This window comes from Blautia sp. AF14-40, from assembly GCF_003479665.1.
Taxonomy (GTDB): Bacteria; Bacillota; Clostridia; order Lachnospirales; family Lachnospiraceae; genus Fusicatenibacter; species Fusicatenibacter saccharivorans.
On record NZ_QUHK01000005.1, the window covers coordinates 144,433 to 164,403 of the forward strand.

The 19,971-nt window shown below is 49.9% G+C and carries 16 protein-coding genes and 1 riboswitch; of the genes, 3 read left to right on the forward strand and 13 right to left on the reverse strand.

Going from position 1 to position 19,971, the window contains the following annotated elements; translation table 11 throughout:
* Positions 1-17: 17 nt before the first annotated feature.
* From DWW13_RS05920 to sigK, 9 genes are all read right to left on the reverse strand, one after another.
* Entirely contained in the window at positions 18-527 is a 510-nt protein-coding gene (locus DWW13_RS05920; protein WP_118719542.1) for a DUF6106 family protein, read from the reverse strand.
* A complete protein-coding gene (locus tag DWW13_RS05925) occupies positions 520-1,191 on the reverse strand; it encodes a hypothetical protein (RefSeq protein ID WP_118719544.1) in 672 nt (223 codons plus the stop codon). The genes DWW13_RS05920 and DWW13_RS05925 overlap by 8 nt, the downstream gene beginning before the upstream one ends.
* Positions 1,192-1,459: 268 nt before the next feature.
* The gene (groL, locus tag DWW13_RS05930; protein ID WP_022462186.1) at positions 1,460-3,085 is read right to left on the reverse strand and encodes a chaperonin GroEL; all 1,626 of its coding nucleotides are present in this window, start codon (positions 3,083-3,085) and stop codon (positions 1,460-1,462) included.
* A 36-nt stretch (positions 3,086-3,121) separates the two neighbouring features.
* Positions 3,122-3,406, reverse strand: coding sequence for a co-chaperone GroES (gene groES / locus DWW13_RS05935; protein ID WP_022462185.1), 285 nt, complete (start codon positions 3,404-3,406; stop codon positions 3,122-3,124).
* A gap of 347 nt (positions 3,407-3,753) precedes the next feature.
* On the reverse strand, positions 3,754-4,575 hold the full coding sequence (gene codY / locus DWW13_RS05940) for a GTP-sensing pleiotropic transcriptional regulator CodY (protein WP_022462184.1): 822 nt from the start codon (positions 4,573-4,575) through the stop codon (positions 3,754-3,756).
* Positions 4,576-4,835: 260 nt separating this feature from the next.
* On the reverse strand, positions 4,836-6,917 hold the full coding sequence (gene topA, locus DWW13_RS05950) for a type I DNA topoisomerase (RefSeq protein ID WP_055227381.1): 2,082 nt from the start codon (positions 6,915-6,917) through the stop codon (positions 4,836-4,838).
* Between the two features lie 367 nt (positions 6,918-7,284).
* On the reverse strand, positions 7,285-8,154 hold the full coding sequence (gene dprA / locus DWW13_RS05955) for a DNA-processing protein DprA (protein ID WP_022462182.1): 870 nt from the start codon (positions 8,152-8,154) through the stop codon (positions 7,285-7,287).
* A 3-nt stretch (positions 8,155-8,157) separates the two neighbouring features.
* Positions 8,158-9,681: a YifB family Mg chelatase-like AAA ATPase gene (locus DWW13_RS05960; RefSeq protein ID WP_118719546.1), complete on the reverse strand. Its 1,524-nt coding sequence runs from the start codon at positions 9,679-9,681 to the stop codon at positions 8,158-8,160.
* Between the two features lie 195 nt (positions 9,682-9,876).
* Positions 9,877-10,503 carry an RNA polymerase sporulation sigma factor SigK gene (gene sigK, locus DWW13_RS05965; RefSeq protein WP_022462180.1) on the reverse strand — a complete coding sequence of 209 codons (627 nt, stop codon included), beginning with the start codon at positions 10,501-10,503 and terminating at the stop codon, positions 9,877-9,879.
* Positions 10,504-10,639: 136 nt separating this feature from the next.
* On the opposite strand from sigK, the gene DWW13_RS05970 reads away from it, so the two are divergent.
* On the forward strand, positions 10,640-12,691 hold the full coding sequence (locus DWW13_RS05970; protein WP_118719548.1) for a HelD family protein: 2,052 nt from the start codon (positions 10,640-10,642) through the stop codon (positions 12,689-12,691).
* A 58-nt stretch (positions 12,692-12,749) separates the two neighbouring features.
* Here the strand turns inward: DWW13_RS05970 and DWW13_RS05975 are convergent, their stop codons facing one another.
* Positions 12,750-14,294, reverse strand: coding sequence for an alpha-amylase family glycosyl hydrolase (locus DWW13_RS05975; RefSeq protein WP_117761016.1), 1,545 nt, complete (start codon positions 14,292-14,294; stop codon positions 12,750-12,752).
* Positions 14,295-14,644: 350 nt separating this feature from the next.
* On the opposite strand from DWW13_RS05975, the gene DWW13_RS05980 reads away from it, so the two are divergent.
* Positions 14,645-15,520 carry an AraC family transcriptional regulator gene (locus tag DWW13_RS05980; RefSeq protein WP_158579753.1) on the forward strand — a complete coding sequence of 292 codons (876 nt, stop codon included), beginning with the start codon at positions 14,645-14,647 and terminating at the stop codon, positions 15,518-15,520.
* A 91-nt stretch (positions 15,521-15,611) separates the two neighbouring features.
* Here DWW13_RS05980 and DWW13_RS05985 read toward each other — a convergent pair whose 3' ends face one another.
* A complete protein-coding gene (locus tag DWW13_RS05985; RefSeq protein WP_022462176.1) occupies positions 15,612-16,436 on the reverse strand; it encodes a TrmH family RNA methyltransferase in 825 nt (274 codons plus the stop codon).
* 359 nt (positions 16,437-16,795) lie between these two features.
* Between DWW13_RS05985 and DWW13_RS05990 the strand changes: the two genes are divergently transcribed.
* Complete coding sequence (locus DWW13_RS05990) at positions 16,796-17,254, forward strand: DUF2798 domain-containing protein (protein WP_022462175.1); 459 nt, start codon at positions 16,796-16,798, stop codon at positions 17,252-17,254.
* Between the two features lie 112 nt (positions 17,255-17,366).
* Here the strand turns inward: DWW13_RS05990 and DWW13_RS05995 are convergent, their stop codons facing one another.
* Together DWW13_RS05995 and DWW13_RS06000 are read right to left on the reverse strand one after the other, a co-directional pair.
* Positions 17,367-17,978: a hypothetical protein gene (locus tag DWW13_RS05995; RefSeq protein ID WP_022462174.1), complete on the reverse strand. Its 612-nt coding sequence runs from the start codon at positions 17,976-17,978 to the stop codon at positions 17,367-17,369.
* A 139-nt stretch (positions 17,979-18,117) separates the two neighbouring features.
* Complete coding sequence (locus DWW13_RS06000; protein WP_117761012.1) at positions 18,118-19,422, reverse strand: sirohydrochlorin cobaltochelatase; 1,305 nt, start codon at positions 19,420-19,422, stop codon at positions 18,118-18,120.
* 294 nt (positions 19,423-19,716) lie between these two features.
* Positions 19,717-19,910, reverse strand: a riboswitch (cobalamin riboswitch).
* Positions 19,911-19,971: the final 61 nt, after the last annotated feature.

Below are 19,971 nucleotides of genomic sequence, written 5' to 3' on the forward strand. Positions count from 1 at the left end.
ACAAAACAAAAAAGCTGTCAATCCATAAATACTTTTCTTGGTGCGCGGTTGCGGATATCTTTTAACATCACTTCATCCGGTTCGAAGATCACCATCTGCATTGTGTTGTCCTTGGAGATCACAAATGCATACGGTTTGTGGCCCTGTCCTTCGATTCCGGAGGAATAGTTGTAACGTTTGATACTCTGGTTTTTTTTGTAGGAATCAAGCTGATGGGACTGGTACGGAGCCAGGATTTCCATGTTGGAAAGCTCATAGCTTGCGGCTCTTTTTCTTCTTGACTGCGAATAGATACGGTCGATGTCGAGCTCGCCGTTGACGTACAGATACTCAAACTCTACCGAAAGCTTCGGGATAAAAATATAGTCTACGATTCCAAGTACCAGCGCAAGAAGCAGAATCAGCGGATTCATCATAATTCCTGCGGCTGCAAAAAGAACGGTAAAGAAGATCAGAACTCCTTTGATCACCTTGTCTTTTCCTGTCTGCTGTTTTTTCACCAGCACTTCTGTGTAAAGATCACTCATTTACTCCATCCTCCTCAAGATATTCGATCAGTTTTGCTACATTGTCCGCGTTCTTTGTATTGACCAACACGGTCAGATAACACGGCTCATAGTACGTAAGGCCCATATCCTGGTACTTTTTCAATTTGGAAATGTCGAGGCAGGTATCTCCCGCCTTTATCCCGTACTTCTCACACGTCGCTTCGTCAAACAGTGTGGACAGATCCAGAAAATAATCGTCTTTGCTGTAGTTGTCGTACACGGCCTGTGAACAGATCAGAGCATCCATGCTCTGTGCGGCAATCACGGCTGTGAATTTCATCAGCGTGTTGTAATCCGCGTTTTCCAGGTTTTCACCGAAGCTGTAGCTCGTATCGATGCTTACCTTTTCGTACTTATCTCCGGTTCCGAGCGCTTCTTTTAGGTCCTCCTCGATCGGACTTACATCCTGCAGTCCTGCGTAATCCACTACGGCAATGCTCACGAGGTCATAATACTTCGCATTTTCATGGATATTCACAATCGTGCCGATGATGAAGATAACAGCGATGATGCCGAAAATGACAGCCTTGTAGTATTCCCAGATATAGGCCAGTTTCTCTTTAAAATTCATTTTCGACAGCTTCTCTTTTTCGAGCTGCATCTTCTCCTTCCTTGTCATGTCGGATTCATAACGACTTGCCATGTGTGTTTCTTCTCCTTTGTTGTATTTCCCCCAACATCCTACAAATCAGTATAGCATAAAACGCCGGAAGCGTCCATATACGCCGCCCGGCGAAAGCATGAAAACTTTCTGAAATTTTTTGTAACGATTCAGAGCCATGCGAAATGGAAGAAAAACTTTCCACTAAAAAACCGGCCGGCAAAGACAGGACTTCGGAACCCATGTTCCGCTACGGTCTTTGCCAGCCGGTTTTCTTATTTTGTTTTACCAGACATTTTTATCCCGGAAATTACATCATTCCCATTCCGCCGTCTGCGCCTGCCGGCATAGCCGGAGCCGGCTCTTTGATGGTGGAAACTACGGACTCGGTGGTCAGCAGGGTTGCGGAAACGCTGGTAGCGTTCTGCAGTGCGCTTCTGGTAACCTTAACCGGATCAAGGATACCAGCCTGGATCATGTCTACATACTCTTCGTTGTATGCATCAAATCCAACACCTACTTTGGACTCTTTTACTTTGTTGATCACAACAGCGCCTTCCAGACCTGCGTTTGTTACGATGTGGAACAGAGGAGCCTCGAGTGCTTTCTGTACGATTCTTGCACCGATCTTCTCGTCGCCGTCCAGGCTGTCAATCAGCTCTGCAAGCTGTGTTGTTACATGGATGTATGCAGAACCGCCGCCTGCGATGATACCCTCTTCTACGGCTGCTCTCGTTGCATTTAAAGCATCCTCCATACGAAGTTTTTCTTCTTTCATCTCGGTCTCGGTTGCTGCACCTACACGGATCACAGCTACGCCGCCTGCCATTTTAGCCAGTCTCTCCTGCAGTTTCTCTTTATCGAACTCAGAAGTGGTCTCCTCGATCTGGGATCTGATCTGGCCGATTCTTGCTGCGATGGCATCTTTTGCGCCGGCACCGTCAACGATAACGGTGTTCTCTTTCTGAACTTTAACAGATTTTGCACGTCCGAGCATTTCCAGAGTAGCGTCTTTTAATTCCAGACCAACTTCCTCGGAGATCACCTGGCCGCCGGTCAGGATTGCGATATCCTCGAGCATTGCTTTTCTTCTGTCGCCGTATCCCGGTGCTTTGACAGCTACTACGTTGAAGGTTCCGCGCAGTTTGTTGATCACGAGTGTCTGGAGAGCCTCGCCCTCTACGTCCTCAGCGATGATCAGCAGTCTTGCGCCGCTCTGTACGATCTGCTCCAGCAGCGGAAGAACTTCCTGAATGTTGGACAGTTTCTTATCGGTAATCAGGATATATGGATTGTCGAGAACGGCTTCCATTTTCTCCATATCGGTGCACATGTAAGCGGAGATATATCCACGGTCGAACTGCATACCTTCTACCAGCTCCAGCTCGTTCTGCATGGTCTTGGACTCCTCGATGGTGATAACGCCGTCTTTGGAAACTTTTTCCATAGCGTCAGCTACCATCTGGCCTACTTCTTCGCTTCCGGAAGAAACAGCTGCAACTTTTGCAATCTGCTCTTTGCCTGCTACCGGCTGGCTCATCTCTGCAAGGATCTGAACAGCTTTATCGGTTGCTTTCTTCATTCCCTTACGAAGAACGATCGGGTTCGCACCTGCTGCCAGGTTTTTCATTCCTTCGTTTACCATAGCCTGTGCCAGAACGGTTGCGGTTGTGGTACCATCACCTGCTACGTCGTTGGTCTTTGCAGCAACTTCTTTGATGAGCTGTGCGCCCATGTTTTCAAAGCCGTCTGCCAGCTCGATCTCTTTTGCAATCGTAACACCATCGTTTGTGATGAGCGGAGCGCCGTACTGTTTGTCCAGAACAACGTTTCTTCCTTTCGGTCCAAGGGTTACACGTACGGTATCTGCAAGCTGGTTTACACCATTCTGAAGAGCGTTTCTTGCCTCTGCTCCATATTTAATCTCTTTTGCCATGATTATCATGCCTCCTGATTTTTACTTGATTATTCTTTATTTTACAACTGCCAGAATGTCATCCTGTTTTACGATGATGTACTCTTCGTCTTCCAGTTTGACGTTGGTTCCTGCATATTTGGAATAGATTACCTGATCTCCGACTGCAACTTCCATTTTTACTTCTTTGCCGTCTTCTACTTTTCCAGGTCCTACTGCGATAACCTCAGCCTGCTGCGGTTTCTCCTGTGCCTGTCCCGGAAGTACGATACCGGATTTTGTGGTTTCCTCTGCTTTTAACTCTTTTAATACAACTCTGTCACCTAAAGGTACTAACTTCATTTATGTTTCCTCCTTCAAGATTTCATTCAGTTTTATTTATTAGCACTCAGTTCATTCGAGTGCTACTTGATGGTTCTTACTATAGTGTTTTCCACCTCATTTCGCAAATGCATGAATTTTGTAATTCTCTTTTTTTCTCTCGTGATAACTCTTAATTTCTCTTATTTCCTCGTTTTTTCTTATTTTGGCAATTTTTTCATATTTTATACTCTCTTTAGAATCTAATTATAGTTTATTCCTAAAAACGGGAATGATACCATTTTTTTCCGCTCACCGAATGCTTTTTTGCACAAAAAGAAACGGCGCCATTCTTAAACGGCTCCGATTCTTTTCTACATTCCACTTTTTTATTTTTTCGCCTCGTCCGGATGGGCATCGCCCTTTCCTTTCAGGTTCTTTCTTGCTTTGATCTCGTCGAGTTCATCAAAGATATAATCATTTAATACCTTGATATACGTTCCCTTCATACCGCTGGAACGGGACTCGATGACGCCTGCGCTCTCGAATTTGCGGAGGGCATTTACGATGACGGATCTTGTGATGCCGACGCGGTCTGCAATTTTGCTTGCAACCAGAATGCCCTCATCCCCGTTCAGTTCATCAAAGATATGGATGATGGCTTCCAGTTCGGAGAAGGACAACGTGTTGAATGCGGATTTAACCACCTGAACCTTGCGGTTTTCCTCCACATTTTCCTCGTTGACGGAACGCATCATTTCCAGTCCGACAACGGTTGTGCCGTACTCACTGACGATGATATCGTCGATATCGTACTGCGGGGTGCAGCGGTACATAAATACGGTACCAAGGCGTTCTCCGGCGATCTCGATCGGGCAGATAATTGCGGTGTAGCGCTCTACACCAGGCCGCTCAAAGCCGAGGGTCTGTAAATTGACGTTCTCTTTTGTGGAGAGTACGCCGAGGAGACGCTCGTTTAATGCGGCATCGACATAACCGCCCACCTTATCCTCGATCAGCTCCGTAATTTCTTCCACGCCCGGGCAAAGGCTGATGCCCAGCACTTTTCCTTTTTTACTGATCACCAGGATATTGGAACTTAACGTTTCCATCAGGACTTCACAGATATCGTTGAACACGACCTTCGTGGAGTGATTGTTATGAAGCAGTTTGTTGATTTTTCTGGTTTTATCCAGCAGTTGTACGCTCATGTTCTTCTCCTTTCTTTATTTTCTGCATTTTTTTGACGTATCCGCCGAAAAAAATGCACACTGATGCCTTTTTCAGACAACCCTTAAAACTAAGCTCATTCTATCATGTAGTTTTCCGGAAATCAATATATTTTTCAGAAAACTATAAATTTTATAAAAATTCATGCTAAATTTTTTCGGATCTTCCTGTTTTTCCGCCTCGATAAGCAAAAAAAACGGCCTGCACCAGTTTTTCACCAGTACAGACCGCTTTGTCATTCTCAGTCTTCGTCTTTCTTTTCGCGTGCTTCTACATAGCCGCACTGCTCGTCCGCGCAGACCAGCTTATTGCCTTTTTCCAGCATATAGCCGCCGCACTGCGGGCATTTCTTGGCAGACGGTTTCTGCCAGGACATGAAATCGCATTCCGGATTGTTTTCGCATCCATAATATTTCCGTCCTTTTTTCGTCTTGCGCAGGATCACTTCTTTTCCGCACTTCGGACACGGAACACCGATCTTTTCCAGATACGGCTTCGTGTTCTTGCAGTCCGGGAATCCCGGGCAGGCGAGGAATTTTCCGTGCGGGCCGTATTTGACCACCATGTTGCGGCCGCAGTTCTCGCAGATGACATCCGTCACCTCATCCTCTACCTTAACTTCTTCGAGGTTCTTTTCTGCCTCTGTGACCGCCTCATAGAGATCCGGCCAGAAGTTCTCGACTACTGTCTTCCACGGAACACTGCCATCTCCAACCCTGTCGAGCAGAGCTTCCATCGTTGCCGTAAAGTTGACATCCACGATGCTCGGGAATGCCTCTTTCATCATGTTGTTGACCACCTCGCCGAGCTCTGTCATGTAAAGGTTCTTGTTCTCCTTTGCCACGTAACGGCGGTTGATGATCGTTGTGATGGTCGGCGCATACGTACTTGGACGGCCGATGCCGAGTTCCTCAAGCATTTTGACAAGGGATGCCTCGGTGTAGTGTGCCGGCGGCTGTGTGAAGTGCTGCTGCGGATCCATCTTTTCCAGTGCCAGCTCTGTTCCTGCCTCCAGGCTCCGGACAGCGGCGTTTTTCTCTTTCTTTTCCTCATCCGGATCGGTGTAAACGGACATGAAACCATCAAATGCCAGACGGGAGGAAGCTGCTGTAAAGAGATACTCTCCTGCATTGATCCGTGCGGAAATTGTCTCATAGACGGCTGGCTGCATGCGGCTTGCCACAAAGCGTTTCCAGATCAGCTGATACAGGCGGAACAGATCTCTTGGCAGGGATTCTTTTACCATTACCGGTGTATTCGTCACATCGGTCGGACGGATGGCCTCGTGCGCATCCTGTGCCTTGCTGTTTTTATTCTCCGTCGTGTCCCCGCTTGCGGTATATTTTGTGCCGTACTGCTCCTGGATAAAGGAACGTGCTGCCGCATCGGCCTCCTCGCTGATTCGTGTAGAATCGGTACGCAGATAGGAAATCAGAGCGATCGTTCCCTTTCCTTTTACTTCCACGCCCTCGTAGAGCTGCTGCGCCAGACGCATCGTCTTCTGCGTGGAGAAGTTCAGCACCTTCGATGCTTCCTGCTGCAGGGTACTCGTGGTGAACGGAAGCGGTGCTTTCTTGGAACGCTCTCCTTTTTTCACTTCGGATACGGTAAAGGTCTCATTTTCCAGTCCCTTTAAGATTTCATCGAGCTGCTCTTTCGTCTCGATCGCCATCTTTTCACTGCCTTTGCCGTGGAATTTTGCGACGAGCGGTTTCTTCTCGCCCGGAATTTTCAGATCTGCTTCCAGTGTCCAGTATTCTTTCGGAATGAACGCATTGATCTCATCCTCGCGGTCGCCGATGATGCGCAGTGCAACGGACTGCACACGGCCGGCGGAAAGTCCGCGTTTGATTTTCTTCCATAACAATGGGCTGATTTCATAACCTACCATACGGTCGAGGCAGCGGCGCGCCTGCTGCTCGTCCACCAGGTTCATATCGATGTCGCGTGCCTGTTTGATCGACGCTTTGACTGCTGATTTTGTGATCTCGTTGAAGGTGATGCGGCGCATCTTGTTCTCATCGAGATTCAGCGCAATCGACAGATGCCAGGAAATTGCCTCTCCCTCGCGGTCAGGGTCAGTTGCGAGATAAACTTTATCTGCTTTTTTTGCGGCTTTTCGAAGAGATGCCAGAAGCTCTCCTTTTCCGCGGATGGTGATATATTTTGGTTCAAAGTCATGTTCTACATCAATTCCAAGCCGGCTTTTCGGCAGATCGCGCACATGGCCCATAGATGCTGCAACTTCGTAATTTGCCCCGAGATACTTTTTCACCGTCTTGACTTTTGCCGGTGATTCCACTATTACAAGATATTTTGCCACCTCTGATGCCTCCTGAATACATATTTTTATAACTGTCCAGATCTATATTGCGTTTTTCATATCGCATAGTTCTGCATCATTACAAATTCCAGAATAATTCCTAAATTAGTCGTAACTTCCACTGACTATACACCAAAAAGTTTTTTCTTGCAAGTGTTTTCCATTTTTAAAATGTACCATTTTTCGATGTTTCCCGACAAAATAACAGGATTTTTTCTATTTTTTAACGATTTTTCCTGATTTTTTTCTTTTCTTTTTCCTTTTTCAGACATGCACGCGGCGCAGAAGAGCCCCCTTTTTTCTTTTTCTTCTATTATAATTGTGCACCGGGCGGAATATCACAAAACCTTTCTTTTCCTCGTCCCTTTTACGATAACGCCATGTACACGCCCGGCGGATTTTCCGCAATAACGCCGTCAATTTCGAGTGCCAGCAGAATGCCGGTCAGCTCCTGCAGCGGGATTCCGGTGCTGCCGGCAAGCTGTGCAAGATTCTGCGGTTCTGCCGCGAGTGTTTTCAGAACCATTTCCGCCTCTTTTCCATAGCGCGGACGCGGTGCGGCTCTTTTTGTTCCGGCCTTTTTCACGCCCAGCTCCTCGAGAATCGTTTCGGGTGAAATCGCAATTTCCGCTCCCTGCGCGATCAGGCGGTTGCAGCCGCGGCTTGTCGCATCCGTTGTCCGTCCGGGCAGGGCAAATACCGTTTTTCCCTGCTCCAGCGCGTAGTCCGCCGTAATGAGCGAGCCGCTCTTCTCTTTTGCCTCAATTACCAGAACGACATCTGCCAGCGCACTGATCACGCGGTTGCGGATCGGGAAATGCCACGGAAGCGGCTCTGCGCCCGGAGGAAATTCGCTTAAGACACCGCCTCCGTTTTCCAGCATCCGCCGCATCAGCGGGTAATTCTGTTTCGGATAGCAGATATCCACACCGCAGCCAAGCACGGCAAACGTCTTTCCCTTTCCGCGCAGTGCCCCCTCGTGCGCCGCCGCGTCGATTCCGCACGCCAGTCCGCTGATCACCGCCACGCCGTTTGCCGCCAGCACCTGCGCGAAAAAGGCCGCCTGGCTCTTTCCGTACGCCGTACATATCCGCGCGCCCACAATCGCCGCTGTTTTCTGCTCATCCGCCGGCAGCGCGCCCCGCACGAAAAGGCGGGACGGCATGTCCGCGAACGGCATAAGCCGCTCCGGATAGCCCTCCTGCCCGCGGCCGACTGTAAAAATTTCCATCGCCATACGTCAGATCCTCCATATACTTTTGTCGGCGCTCCGAAAGCAGATCGCCTCGCTGATATGCGGCACGCCGATTTTGACCGCCCCGTCCAGATCCGCAATTGTCCGCGCGGTGCGGATAATCCCGTGGTAGGAACGCGCGCTGAGGCGCAGGCGGCGGAAGGCATCCTCTAAAAGCTCTTCCGCTGCCTTTTCCAGGATACAGTATTTCTCGATCTGGCCTGCTTTCAGTTCGCTATTGAAATGAATCGACTCCTGCCGGTAGCGCGCCGCCTGAATTTCCGCCGCTGCCGTCGCTTTTTCCCGCATCTTGGCCGAGGATTCGCACCGCTCCTCGCCGTGCAGATCCTCGTAGGAAAGTGCTTCCACCTGCACGCAGAGATCCATGCGGTCGAGGAACGGCTGGCTGACTCTCGAGAGATACCGGCTGATGTCGCCGGGTGCGCAGGTACAGCGCGATAAGTCGGGGTAAAAGCCGCAGGGGCAGGGGTTCATTGCCGCCACCATCAGAAATGACGCCGGGAACACATAGTTTCCGCTGACACGGGAAATCACAATCCGGTGCTCCTCGAGCGGCTGGCGCAGGATCTCAATGGTTGTGCGCGTCATCTCCGGGAGTTCATCAAGGAAGAGAACGCCGCGGTGTGCCAGCGTAATTTCGCCCGGGGACGGCTGTTTTCCGCCGCCTGCAAGAGCCTGCGGCGATATTGTGTGATGCGGAGCACGGAAGGGCCGCTCCCGGCGGACACCCTCTCCTTTGGCAAGCATTCCGGCGATGCTGTAGATCCGCGTTACTTCCATCTGCTCCTCCTCAGACATCGGAGGCATGATCGTCGGAATCCGCCTTGCGATCATGGATTTTCCGCTGCCCGGCGGCCCCAGCATCAGCAGATTGTGAAATCCGGCCGCAGCGATGAGCGCCGCCCGCCGCGCCGCCGTCTGGCCCTGCACTTCGGAAAAGTCCGCCTCTTTTCCGTCCTCCTTCTTTTGATTTTCTATAGACGGAAGCGACGGCATTTTCCCTTCACAGCAGTAGTTCAAAAGCTCCTGTAAATTCTGGATTCCAACGACGTGAAGCCCGCCGACCAGACCCCCTTCCGCGGCATTTCCGGCTGGAACAAGAAGCGTTGTACATCCAAGCTCCCGCGCCTTCGCCGCTGCCGGAAATACACCGCTGATCTCCTGCACATGGCCGTCAAGGCCGAGTTCGCCGAGCACCATCGTTTTCCGGAGTGACCCGGGCGGAATCCGGCCGAGCGTCATCAGAACGCCCGCTGCAATCGGAAGATCGAAACGCGATCCTTCTTTTCGGACGTCCGCCGGGGATAAATTAATCGTAATTCGTTTCGGCGGCAGGGAAATTCCCATGTTTTTGAGGGCTGTCCGCACGCGGTCCTGCGCCTCCTTTACCTGGGCACTCACGTAGCCGACCATCGTAAACTGCGGCATGCCGTCACTGACATCCGCCTCCACCTGCACCGGAATCATCTCCATGCCCGAGACGGTGGCTGATAATACACTGCAATACAAAGAAAACCTCCTTTTCTTTCAGTAGCAGGTCGTATAGTTCCTATTTATTTTTCATTTTGGGAAAATGTCCGGCAAGAACACCGGGAAGATATTATCTTTGATTTTTGTTCGAAAAAGTAAGGATAAGGAAACCTTTTCTGCACCTGATTTCCTTACCCTTTATTATAGAAGCAGTCCGTTTGAAATGTCAAGCATTTACGAAGCGGCAAACCGTAACCGCAACTTTTCAATTGCATTCTTCTCGATCCGCGACACGTACGAACGGCTGATGCCGAGCCGGGCAGCGACCTGTTTCTGTGTGTATTCTGCTTTTCCGCCAAGGCCGTACCGGAGAAGAAGCACCTGTTTTTCCTGCTCTTTTAATTCCGAATCCAGATAACAATACAGCCGCACCGCGTCCTCTTTCCGGTTGTACTGTTCCGCGATATCCTCCCCGCCGCCCTCCACGATGTCGAGCAGATGGATCTCATTTCCCTCCTTGTCGGTTCCGATCGGCTCGTAGAGGGAAATCTCCCGTGCCGTTTTCTTTTTGCTCCGAAGATACATCAGCAGCTCATTATCAATACAGCGGGCGGCGTATGCGGCCAGCCGGTTTCCTTTTTTCGAATCATATGTCATCACCGCCTTGATGAGGCCGATCGTTCCAATGGAAATCAGATCGTCGAGATCATCGGGCAGGCCCTGATACTTTTTCACAACGTGCGCGACCAGGCGCAGATTCCGCTCGACCAGAATGTCTCTGGCTTTTGTATCGCCCCTCTGATACGCATCCAGACAGCTTTTTTCTTCCTGTGCAGACAGTGGTTTTAAAAAGGGTTCCAAGAAAAGCGGCACCTCAAAGGGGATTTTTCTTTATTTTATGTTTGAATTGCAGGAAACGTGCCTGTCTGCTATACTGATAAGATCAGCCGGGTTTTCCGGCACTCGACATTATATTTTTAAGAGGAGGTTTCCTTTTATGACAGACCAGAAAAACGGACAGGAATATCTTTCTTTTGTGCTGGAAAAGCTGCAGGCGCGTCTTGCCGAGATCAGTCAGTCTCTGCTGGACGGACAGAAAGAAATTGAAAATATGCACGATTATTACTGGCAGAACTATACCGAGATGGACCAGTACGGATATGAGGATTACGACAATCAGCAGGCGCTGCTGCATCAGGTGAATGCGAATCAGGAGCAGCTTCTTCTGCGGAGCCGCTTCCGGAAAATGCTGGATTCTCCGTTCTTCGGGCGTGTGGATTTCTGCTATGACGGGGATGATGAGCCGGAAATTTTCTATATCGGCATCGGCAATTTTGCGGAGCGGCCGGGCGAGCTGCCGCTGATTTACGACTGGAGAAGCCCGGTCAGCGGTCTTTTCTACGATTTTGACCGCGGGCCGGCTTCCTATCTGGCGCCGGGCGGCGAGATGACAGGGGAAATCTGTTCCAAGTGGCAGTATAAGATCCGGGATGGAAAGATGATTTACGGATTTGAGAGTGATGTGAAAATTGATGATGATATTTTAAAGGCGGAGCTTGGCAGCAACGGCGAGGTACAGCTGAAAAATATTATCCGCACAATTCAGAAGGAACAGAATGCGATCATCCGCAATACGAAGGACCGGATTCTGGTAATTCAGGGAGCGGCGGGAAGCGGCAAGACATCGGTGGCGCTGCATCGGATTGCCTACCTTTTGTATCATGACAGACAGAATCTGAAGTCTTCGAATATTCTGATTTTATCGCCGAACGGGGTATTTTCGGATTATATTTCACATATTCTGCCGGAGCTCGGTGAGGAGAATATTCAGGAGATGAGTTTTGATCTCTTTGCTTACCGCAAATTACAGGACACGGCGGCGGACTGTGAGGATCGCTGTGATCAGATTGAGCGGGAGATGCGGGATCCAAAAGCCGCAGAACGGTTTGCTTTAAAACAGTCGCAGGCGTTTGTGGACCAGATGGAGGGATTTGCGCTGGAGCTTGAGGACGAGCTGATGAATTTCTCAGACGTTTCGTATAAGTCGTTTGTGAAGTCAGAATCGGAGATTATTACGCTGTTTTATGACAAGTTTGCGGATATTCCGCTGCTCTCGCGGATGGATGCGGTGGCGGAGACGTTTATTGACGAGATCGAGACGCTGCTGAACCGGGATCTGCCGGAGGAGGAGCGGATTCCGCTCATCGAAAAATTCCGGAAGATGTATGAGACGATGGATTTTTATGTTCTCTACAATCGTTTTCTGAAGAAAGAGGGATATCAGACGCTGCCGCGGCGGCCGTTGGAGAAGCGGAAACTGCGGTATGAGGATGTGTATCCGATTCTGTATCTGAAGTACCGCCTGTCGCGGCAGGCGGAGCGGTCGAATATTAAGCATCTGGTGATTGATGAAATGCAGGATTATTCGCTGCTCCAGTATCTGATTATCCGGCGGATGTTTTCCTGTAAGATGACGATTCTCGGCGACCGGGCGCAGACGATGGCGGATCAGCAGCAGGATGTACTGCAGTTTTTACCGGGGATTTTCGGGAAGGATCTGCGGCGGATTGAGATGCGGAAGAGTTACCGGAATACGGTGGAAATTGCGTCGTATGCGGCAAATCTCATTGGCGTGACGGATCTGGAGCTGTTTGAACGGCACGGAATGCCGGTGTTGGAACGGGATGTCACGGATCTTGAGGCGGCTCTGCGGGAGGCAGTGGATACGCTGCTTCCAGATGAGAAAACGTATGAGACGGCGGCGGTGATTGTACCGGATGAGAAGACGGCGGAACGGGCTTATTTAATTTTGCGGGGGATTCTGGCAGAAAAAGATTTTGACTGCGGGAAGCGGCTTTCTTGGCTGAACCGTGACAGCTCCAGTTTTAAGAAAGGACTGACGGTTACCACATTTTATCTGGCGAAAGGGCTGGAGTTTGATCAGGTGTTCTCTATTTTCCCGAAGGACGAGAAACGGGAGATAATGATGCAGGCGCAGTATATTGCAGCGACCAGGGCATTGCATGAGCTGAGAGTGTATCATATTTAAAAACAGGGAGATCCTCCGAAAAAATTCGATTGGATCTCCCTGTCATTTTTATTTTCGATCAGATATGATAGAATCCTGCGGACTGTGCCGGGATGGTGATGGTTCCGTCTTTGGATTCTGCTTTTCCTCCGATCGTGTAGAGGGCATCCTTCAGCTCTGCACTGTATGGGAAGGACTGCTCTTTGTCGGATGGGTTGATGATAACGAGGACTTTTTCACCCTCAGCCTCACGGACGTATGCCAGCGGATACTGGTTTTTCTCTGCATAAACGAACTCGATGGTTCCGCGGCTTAAGAGTGCTTTGCTGCTCTGGCGAATCTGGATGAGTTTTTTAACTTCGTGGTACAGGGAATCCGGATCGGCCATCTGTGCTTTGGCGGTCGGACGGTCTTTGCCCGGGTCCATGGTGATGTAGAGGTCACTGGCCGGTGCGCTGGAGAATCCTGCGTTGGTGCTGTCATCCCACTGCATCGGAGAACGGGAACCGGTGCGGTTGTATCCGCCCTCAACGGATTTCAGGCCTTCGACGTAGCGCATACCGATTTCATCACCGTAGTAGATGAACGGCGCACCTGGCATGGAAAGAAGGAAAGCGAAAGCAATTTTCAGCTCATCCCCCTGCAGACGGCGTGCCAGACGGTCCATATCATGGTTTCCGGACGGGATGCAGATCAGGCCTTTCTGTGCGGTCTTATTGTAGTTGGTTTTGTAGGTCTCTACAAACTCAGAGATATCTCCTTTTCCGCGTTTGGAGAAGAATGGCTCATCGCAGCGGAACAGATCGTTGTAATGGGACGGTCCAAAGTGAAGCAGGAAGTCCATGTGGAAGCCGCCCTGTAAGGATTTGTCCGGCTCGCCCCACTCGGATACCATGGCTGCATCCGGGAACTCGGCGTCGAGGAATTTCCGTACCTGCTGCCACAGGCGGATGGTTCCTTTGCCTTCCTGATCGTTCTTTACCAGAGAGCCCGCCATATCGACACGGAAGCCGTCGCAGCCCATGTTCAGCCAGAATCTCATGACATCTTCCATCGCTGCCAGCGTTGCCTGCGGTCCCTCATCATCAAAGGACTGCTGCCACGGTTTTTCCGGATCCGGCTGATAAAAGCCGTAGTTCAGGGCCGGCTGGTTGGAGAAGAAGTTGATGGCGCAGGCGCCGTCACGCTCGGAAATGCCGCGCAGGCTTCCCATTCCTTCCGGTGCTTCCCATACGTTATTGGTCCATACGTAGCGGTCTGTAAATTCATTGCGGTCTGCTTTCATGGATTCTTTGAACCATGGATGCTCAACAGATGTATGGCCCGGAACCAGGTCGAGCAGAACGTGCATGTCACGTTTGTGTGCCTCTTCGAAAACTCTCTTCAGATCCTCATTCGTTCCGTAGCGCGGTGCAACGCGGCAGTAATCTGCGACATCGTATCCTGCATCACCGAATGGGGACAGGAAGCACGGGTTGATCCAGATGGCGTTGCAGCCCAGTTCCTTGATGTAGTCTAATTTTTCGATGATACCCTGGAAATCTCCGATTCCGTCGGCGTTGGTGTCGTTGAAGGACTGCGGGTAAATCTCATAAAATACTGCGTTATCTAACCATTTTGACATTTTTTCTTTTCCTCTTTCGCTCTTATTTCTGCTGTATTTTCGTCGTTGCAGCAAGTGTTTCTATATGATATATTACTACTGTATCCGCTGAAATACCAGTAATTTCCTATTTCATTCTAATACTATTCTATGATTTTAGTTACAGTTCACTGGTACCCAGCGAACTGTAACCTTCGCACCCCTCATTTAAAGTTTTGCTTCGCAAAAGGAGGGCTGCTCACACCTGAATCACTTTCTTACGCAGCGAAACAGCAAGTGTTTCACTGCTGAGTGAACATTAACTGATTTTATCCATGCCACGCTCTGCCATTTCCGGCATTTTACGGACATGCTTTTGGGAGGAGGATTTTATGATGCTTTCTGCTGCGAAAGAAAAACGCCAGCACGGCTCCATGCAGGTTCCCTACAGTTATTATGACTGCCGGATGCCCGACTATTTTCCCGGCGTACCGCTGCACTGGCACGGGGAGATGGAGCTGAATTATATCAAACGCGGAACGGGGTATTTTCAGTATGAGGACCGTCTGCTTACGGCGCATGCCGGTGATATTTTTCTGATTCAGCCGAACCTCGTACATGCCATTCTGCCCGCCGAGCAGGAGTCGATGTTTTATGATACGATTGTTTTCCACCAGAATATGCTGATCGGCGGGTATGACGACCGCAGCTACACGGAAATTCTGCAGCCGTTTTTCTCCGCCCGGCGCCGCATCCAGGCACCGATTTCACCCGAACATTCCGGTTATGCTGCACTTTCTGCATCCGTCCATCAGATTTTCCGCTGCATCCGTGAAAACTCTGCTGTCTCCGATCTTCTGCTGAAAAGTGAGCTGCTCCGCTTCTTCTATCTGCTCGCCGCATCGCCGGAACTCTGCACCGATCGTCCCGCCATGCCTGCGGCTGCTGAAAACCTGCGGCCTGTGCTCGCCTATATCCAGGAGCACTTCGCCGACCCGCTTACCATAGAGGAACTTGCCAGGCTGTCGCATTTGAGCAAAAGCTATTTTATGAGCTGTTTTAAGCAGACCTTCGGACTCGGGGCCGTTGAATATCTGACACAGCTTCGGATCAAAGCCGCCTGCGAGGCGCTGCGCAGTACGACGCGGAGTGTGTCCGAAATCGCGTACGACAATGGTTTCCGCAACCTTTCCAACTTCAACCGGCAGTTCCGAAGCAAAGTGGGATGTACGCCGCAGATGTATCGGAAGGAATTTCAAAATTCATAAATTCAAAAAGGGATGCATCAAAATATGCATCCCGAAAATCTATCTCTGATCCTATTTTTATTCCGTAATCTCCGGTACCGACGGAACATCTTTATCTTCTTCCCGCCAGCTCCCAGAATGCGACAGCGCTCGCCGCAGCGACGTTCAGTGAATCCACACCGTGTGTCATCGGAATCAGCACGGTTGCATCTGTTTCAGCGATCGTATCACTTGCCAGTCCGTCACCCTCGGTTCCGAGCAGAATGGCGAGCTTTTCATGCGTTTTCAACGACGGATCATCCATCGGAACGGAGTCTTCTTTTAATGCCATCGCAACGGTATAAAATCCAAGTTCCTGCAGTGCAGCAATTCCCTGCTCCGGCCAGTAACTGCCGCCTGGCAGCACGGTCCATGGGACCTGGAAGACATTTCCCATGCTCACGCGGATGGCGCGGCGGTACAGCGGGTTGCTGCAGCCTGATGTGAGAAGCACGGCATCGATGCCAAGCGCGGCGGCAGAACGGAAAATCGCACCGACATTCGTCGGGTTCACGACATTTTCCAGAATCGCCACGCGGCGGGCATTCCGGCAGATTTCCTCCATAGCCGGAAGCGTGCGGCGGTGCATCGCGCAGAGCATGCCGCGCGTGAGGGCAAAGCCTGTGAGTTGTTCCAGCACCTTCGTCTCTGCTGTATAGACCGGCGCGTCCGGGCAGTGCGCAAAGAGTGCTTCGTTTGCGGCAAGCTCTGCGCTTCCGGCAAGGAACGAAACCGGTTCATATCCGGCATCCAGCGCACGCTCGATGACACGCGGACTCTCCGCAAGAAAAAGGCCTGGCTGCGGTTCATAATAGTGCAATAACTGCGGTTCTGAAAGACGCGCATACACGTCGAGCTCCGGCGCCGCAAAGTTTTCGATTTTTCTGATCTCTGACATAATATTGATTTCCTTTTGCGTTTTCTCTTTGTTTTCACTATGTTCTATTGTAGCAATCCCGCTCCCGTTTCGCAATCCATTCTTTTTCCCGCCGGTGCCGTTCCCCGCACCATTCGCCAAACCGTGCTTCCAGCACGCATCGAATTTTCTTGTTTATCTGTCTTTTTTAAAAATTTCTCAATTTCCTCTTGCCAAACGCCGCCAGAGACGTTATAATAATCGACGGTTCAAAATTAAAAACTGCAGAAAAGATTGGTATCAGATTGGAAACGGCACAAGTGCATTGCTTGGTTAACGAACAACACATGTGTCTTTTTTGCGCCCATTTTTCAAAATTGCAAAGAAAAGGAGAACAATCGATGCCAAAAACAAAATTTCAAAACGTTGTATTTACCCTCATGATGTCCTTTCTGATGGTCTATGCCATGATCTGCTACAACATTTCCATGAACATCGGCGGAATGACAAATCAGGTCTTTCTGATGGCGTTTCACGAGATGATAATCATGTGGCCGGCCGCTTTTATCCTCGAGTTTTTCCTCGTGGATCATCTGGCTCACAAATTAGCTTTTTGCATGGTAACACCGCAGGATCGTCCGATCGTAATCACGCTGGCAATTTCCATTATGATTATTGCTATTATGTGTCCGATTATGAGTTTTATTGCAACGCTGCTGTTTAAAAATGCCGGAAAGGAATTCGTTGCTGTCTGGCTCCAGACCACGTTTTTAAACTTCCCGGTTGCCTTCTTCTGGCAGCTCATGTACTGCGGACCCTTCATCCGTTTTCTGTTCCGCAAACTGTTTCCGGAAAAATAAGAAAAGATATCCACAAAGGCGAACCGCTTTTCCCCTCTCTTTCCACAATTTCTGTGGACAGACGGTGCAAAATGGTTCGCCTTCTGTGGATATCTTTTGTTTTCTTCCGGGATTACTCCTGCGGTACCGGATTGGATACGCTGACTACATGATCATACCAGGTTCCTTTTTTACCAATGATCGCAACATTGAAATCCTCGTCCAGTTTTTCTACCGGGATATCAAAGCCGTACACTTCATCTGTGGTTCCGTCAGAATACGTTACCTCATCTGTGGTCGGCTCGATCAGCTCTGCGCCGTCTGCCTGTGCTTCTTCTTTTGTTCCCACAAAGACATTGACAATGTTTTTGGATACCAGGCTGACGTGGATGGTCATTTTTCCGTCTTTTACCGTCAGGACACCCTTTCCTTCTTTTGCTTCATTGACATGGAACATATTGCTGTCTGTATTGAAGTCTGCCGTATACGTACCGTCTTCCAGCTCTGATGCGCTGCTTTCTCCTGCAGTCTCCGCTGCCGATGCGCTTTCTGCTGAAACATCTGATGTGGATGTACTGCTCTCTGCCTTAGATGCATCCTGTACAGAAGCGGAAGATGCGTCTGCCGCAGAAGACGCAGATACTGCAGATGCAGAAGATGACGCTGCATCCTTTCCGCCACATGCGCCGAGCATGGATACAGTCAGTGCTGCTCCAAGAAAAAGAACTGCCAATTTTTTTCTCATAATAAAATTCCTCCTTGTATCACCTTGAAGCGGATCTTTTTCATCCGCTCAACTTAAAATCCGACAGCACACTGAGTCTCTTCAGCCGTACTGCCGGATCTTATTTTACTCTATTTTACGTTCGGAATACAACCCCTAATTATTCAGCATCGTCCTGAACGCCGTTGCCGTCCATAGCTGCCTTGGTGTGCTGTACATACAGCTGCTCAACAGCATCAATTCTTCCAAGACCTTCGATCTGAGTGTTGATCTCATCGAATGCACCGGATGCCTCAAACTGGCTCTTCCAGGAATCCTCATCCTCGCCTGCCATATCGTTGTTTGCGTGGTCACCTGCAACAACCATCAGCGGACGAAGAATTACTTTCTTGTATCCGGCTGCTTTTACTGCCTCGATCACATTCTCGCAGGCGGTCTCTTCCGGCTCGCCCTCAACGGTTCCGATGAATACGTTTTTGTATCCAAGAGTATCCATCTGTGTCTGCATCTGGCTGTAAGTTACTTTTGCATTGTGGGAAGTACCATGTCCCATAAATACGAAAGCAGTGCCGTCCTCTGCTGCTGCATCCAGACTGTCATAATTTGCAGATTTTACTGCCTGTGCCGTGATTGCTTCTGCAACGGCCTGTTTGTCCTCGTTGATTACGGTAGCGTCACTTCCAACCTCGCCAAGCAGCGGCTCTGCGATGGTTACGGACTCAAATTTATCTTTATAGCTATCTACTGCTTCTTTCAGCTCGTCGTACTCTGCGCCGTGCATCAGATGAGTCGGCTGAATAATCAGTTTTTTCACGCCATTGCTTACAGCTCTTTCCAGTGCCTGATCTACGTTGTCGATCTTCTCGTCATCGCGGGCCTGTACATGGTTGATGATGATCTGTGCAGTGAAGGCACGTCTTACGGACCAGTCCGGATATGCAGCCTGCAGAGCTTTCTCAACGCCTCCGATATCCTCAGCACGGCTGTCGTTGAAGGAAGTACCAAAGCTTACAACCAGAAGCTCATTCTCGCCGATCTCGTCTCCGTTTAACGGATCATCCTTGGAAGCATCCCCTGTGTCTCTTCCGAAGTAATCCGGATCTGCGTTCTCACCTTCTACGAGTTCTTTCTGTGCGTCTGTCAGGGCATCCCATGCCTCTTTTGCTTCTTTGCACTGCTCGTCGGTGTTATCATTTCTTTCCTGTACATAAATTGCGTCAATCAAAGCTGCCACTTTATCTGCTGCCTCCTGGTCTGCATCTGCGGATACCTCTTCAGATGCAGAAGATGCGCTTACGCTGCTGCTTGCTGCTGTGGTGTCTTCCTCAGATGCGGAAGATGCACTTACGCTGCTTGTTGCTGTGCTGCTTGCGCTGCTGCTGGATGCGTTGCTGCTTCCGCATGCGCCGAGCATAGATGTTACCATAGCTGCTGAAATTAAAGCGACTACAAGTTTCTTTTTCATTTTTGTTTTCCTCCCATTTGCTGGTATCTTTGCAACAACCAATATCGGGGACGTTTTACATTTCAAACTATGAGAAACACGCTCCGCGAGTTTCTCAAGTTATCGCGGCAGTCGCTAAGGTCTCGTGCAAGCACGGACTTTGGCTCGTTGCCCGCGTAAATAGAAAGAAGCCCTTTCGTTTTTCAACGAGGGGCTTCCAGTATTTTCATCACAAAGAAAACCATCTCACCCGCTGTGGGGCAAATGTCCGCTTTCCTGTTTTGTACTGCCAGTTCCTCGTGGCACGAACGTAACGTTCCTGTACTGCGAAAGGCAGGTCTCCCGGCTCATTGCTTCAGGATTTGACTCCAGCGCATCGGTCTCCTTCCCGGTTTCCCAGTGGATCATTCCCCTGCTTGCAAAATACGGTGACGAGTTCGTGCAGGATTCACACCTGCTTCCCTTTTCACCGGACACGCATGTCCGACACCTTACACATCGATATTTAATTGTTTTTTCTTTAACGACTGTTAGTGTAGCACATCGTCTTTTCTCTGTCAAGTGCTGTAA